This window comes from Nostoc cf. edaphicum LEGE 07299, assembly GCF_015207245.1.
GTDB classification, from domain to species: domain Bacteria; phylum Cyanobacteriota; class Cyanobacteriia; order Cyanobacteriales; family Nostocaceae; genus Nostoc; species Nostoc edaphicum_B.
The window spans coordinates 1-3,597 of the sequence record NZ_JADEXF010000639.1 but is presented as its reverse complement, the minus strand read 5'-3'; the positions used below and the strand labels follow the sequence as shown (position 1 = coordinate 3,597).

The window sequence follows — 3,597 nt, the reverse complement described above, 5'->3', positions numbered from 1 at the left end:
GTATAAAGTACAGGAGTCAAAATTAGACATCATATCATGTCCGCTTGATTGCTTATTAAATCCGAAGAACCCCACCCCGCCAAAGCTGTGCTTTGTCTCCCCTCCCCGCAGGCGGGGAGGGGTTCTTTTATTATGGGTAATTTGGCGGACATGATATCAAGAGTTTACTTCCTGCCTCCTGCCTCCTTCAACCCATCTCTAAACAGGTCGGAAGCGATTAATCTGGCCTCCGGTCAAGTTTGCGTAATAGAGATTACCATCCTTTCCAGTGGTAATTTGTGCAGTTAACCCTAAATTAGGTCTATCTACTTGGGAAGCAAACTGCTTAACTGAGACAAATTTACCCTGACTATCGAAAGTCAAAGCATCGATAGTTCCTTTGCTGAAATCACCGACGAATAAAGCACCTTCATAAATTGAAGGGAAAGTATTACCTGTGTAAAAGTCACCCATGACGATCGAATTGGAACTACCAGAATGCTTGTAGGTGTAAACTGGTGCTGTAACAGTTTTACCACTACTATAGAAATCTTTCGCTGCATCTAGGTTAGAATAGCCTGGTTGTTTCAGACTGGTAGTATTGCCATTGGCGTCAAGTCCTCCTTCATAGAACGGCCAGCCAAAGTTTGCTCCTGGTTTTGCGACATTCACCTCTTCCCAACTAACGAAGCCAACATCACCAACTACGGGGGTATTGGTCTTTTGATCAATTGTGAAACGGAAGGGGTTACGCAGACCTAAGCTATAAACTTTGGAACTATTGCTATTGAGATCGCCATTGTAGAAAGGATTACTTGATAAGCCTTGACCTGTAATAGCGTCAATCCGCAGGATCTTGCCGGACAGGTTATTAACATCCTGAACACGAACTGCTCTGGGGTCTATCCCATTGTAGGAAGTGCCGTCTCCTAAGCTAACAAACAGAGAACCATCAGTACCAAAACGCACAGAGCCAACTGAGTGAGATTCACTATCATTGGCTATAAAATTCTGGACATTTTGGACTTTATCGAGATTATTCAGGTAATCTTGCAAGCTGGTAAAGGGCTTACCAGTATCTTTGTTGAGAATTCCTGATGGTGCATAGCCAAGTGTGACATTTGTACTATTTCCATCTGGCTTGATAATATTCGTCCAAGTGCCATTTGTGCCGAGTAGTACAACTTCGCTGCCAGCAATAGCAGTAGTGTAATTAGTGTTGGGGTCGGCTTCAAAGCGACTTAGCCGTGCAGTACGATTTCCATTCTGATCGGGATCGTCTAATGTGCTGTTGGGATTGTTCTTAGAATTGCTTGTATTAGTTTCTGGTGGATCGTAGGTATACAACAGGTAAACATAGTTGTTGCCGTTTGGACTTTTGCCAAAATCTGGATGTACAGCAATGCTTAACAGACCGCGATCGCGCGTATCATTTACCTGTCCACGAATATCAGTAAATGGTGTGGATAATAAGGTACCGTTTTTCATGACTCGCACTACCCCATTTTTCTGGGCAATGAACATGCTGTTACCATCAGGTGCCCATTCAAAAGCTGTGGGTTGAGTCAAACCAGAAACTACCGTATCTAAAGCAAAGTTACCAGAGTCATTATCAATAAGACTGATACTTGTCTGTTGATTAGTTAGCTGCACTCCAACTGGGTTACTGAAATTCAAAGTAAATGTTTCATTTGATTCCTGAACGTTGTCATTAAGAATGGGGATAACAATTGTGTTGCTGGTTTGTCCGGCTACAAAACTCAAGTTTCCAGATACAGCCTGGTAGTCAGATCCAGCTTTAGCAGTCCCATCTTGGGTTGTGTAGCTTACGCTAGCAGCCTCCGAAGCGTTGCCCCGTGTAACTATCACCTTCGCAGTACCGTCACCCTCACTAACTACTGGCTGACTGAAATCGAAGCCAGAGCGATCGTTGTCTTGAATCGTAATTGTGAGAGTTCTTTGGAGTCCTAGTGTTGCCCCTTCTGCCTGATCGATGACAAAATTAAAGGTTTCATCTCCTTCTATCAAGGAATCATCATTGATCGGAATGGATACCTGCGTGCTGCTTTGTCCCGGCGCAAAAGTAAGTATTCCAGCACTTTCAACGCCTTCACCCCCATAGTCAACTCCTTTTGTAGCAGTATTAGCTATAGTTGCATACTTTATTGAAGATGTACCACTTAAATCTCCAGTTCTAAGTAATTTAACGGTAACACTATCACTGTCTTCGTTCAGAGTCATCGAAGACGAGCCTAAGGTGATGGTGGTCTGAAGAAATGGTGAATAAAGTTGAGACTGAGGAATGATTTCCTTCACCTGAGAGGCGCTTGACCAACGCAGTTGAGAAACGGCATTGCCTTTATTTTCATAGTACTCAAGTTTAATATCGTACTTTTGACCTGCAACCAATGCGATCAAGCCACTGGATTCGGTGGCAGGTTGATCGATAAACTTATCGATGATTTGTTGACCATTCACCCACAGTCGCACACCATCATCAGCAGTGGTGTAGAAGTTGTAAGTTTCGCTGTACTTGGCTTCTACCTGACCTGTCCAACGCACTGAGAAGGTATCTGCATCAATCGACGGAGCGGGAGAATCAGCGCCCCAATTAAAGTTCACCGTCGGATTTGTAGTAGTTACCTTCAGGTTGGTGAAATCGATGTTGTCGTAGTACTCTCCTTTGAGTCCATTGCCACTACTAGGTGTGCTGACATTACTATACAGTTGGGACTGAGGAATGATTTCCTTAGCCTGAGAAGTGCTTGACCAACGCAGTTGAGAAACGGCATTGGATTTATTTTCGTAATACTCAAGTTTAATATCGTATTTTTCACCCGCAACCAGGGCGATTGAGCCACTGTATGCTGTTGCAGGTTGATCGACAAACTTATTGATGATTTGTTGACCATTTACCCATAGTCGTACACCATCATCACTAGTGGTGTAGAAGTTATAAGTTTCACTGTACTTGGCTTCTACCTTACCTGTCCAGCGCACTGAGAAGGTATCTACACCAATTGACGGATCTGGAGAACCAGCGCCCCAGTTAAAGTTCACCGTCGGATCTATGCGAGTTTGCTTGAGATTGGTGAAGTCGATGTTGTCGTAATACTCTGCTTTGAGTCCGTTGCCACTATTAGATGTGCCGATACTATACAGTTGGGACTGAGGAATGATTTCCTTAGCCTGAGAAGTGCTTGACCAACGCAGTTGAGAAACGGCATTGGATTTATTTTCGTAGTACTCAAGTTTAATATCGTATTTTTCACCCGCAACCAGGGCGATTGAGCCACTGTATGCTGTTGCAGGTTGATCGACAAACTTATTGATGATTTGTTGACCATTTACCCACAGTCGCACCCCATCATCACTAGTGGTGTAGAAGTTATAAGTTTCACTGTACTTGGCTTCTACCTTACCTGTCCAGCGCACTGAGAAGGTATCTACACCAATTGACGAATCTGGAGAACCAGCGCCCCAGTTAAAGTTCACCGTCGGATCTATGCGAGTTTGCTTGAGGTTGGTGAAGTCGATGTTGTCGTAATATTCGGCTTTAAGTCCATCTCCTTGAGAGAGTAGGCTAGACCGAGCAGAAATGCTGCTTTGTCCTTGGTC

At 44.0% G+C, this 3,597-nt stretch carries 1 protein-coding gene; it reads right to left on the bottom strand.

Going from position 1 to position 3,597, the window contains the following annotated elements; genetic code table 11:
* Window positions 1-198: 198 nt before the first annotated feature.
* A partial coding sequence (locus tag IQ229_RS18195; protein ID WP_194046127.1) for a PA14 domain-containing protein occupies window positions 199-3,597 on the bottom strand: 3,399 nt, incomplete at its 5' end.